We start from the raw sequence: 240 nt of genomic DNA, 5'->3' as shown, positions 1-240 counted from the left end.
TACTGTTCCTGCTGGTACTCCTTCTATAGTATAGGTTCCGTCTGTTGCTGTTGTTGCTGTTGGCTCTCCTGCGTCTAATACGCCATTGCCATCTAAATCTGCAAATACAGTTACTGGAGAAGTAAATCCGGTTTCTGTTCCATTTTGTGTTCCATCACCATCTTCATCGTTATATACGGTTCCAGTTACTGTTCCGGCTGTAGTATAACCATCTGTTCCTGCTGTAACTGTTCCACTTAC

At 43.3% G+C, this 240-nt stretch carries 1 protein-coding gene; it reads right to left on the bottom strand.

Translation table 11 applies throughout. The annotated features are described in order from the left end of the window. Positions 1–240 (bottom strand): hypothetical protein (locus ACVCXO_RS00325; protein WP_452227609.1); only part of this gene is annotated, 240 nt, incomplete at both ends.

It is taken from the genome of Lacinutrix sp. MEBiC02404, assembly GCF_053601575.1.
The sequence above is the reverse complement of the archived record's forward strand: the minus strand, read 5'-3'. Positions and strand labels throughout refer to the sequence as shown.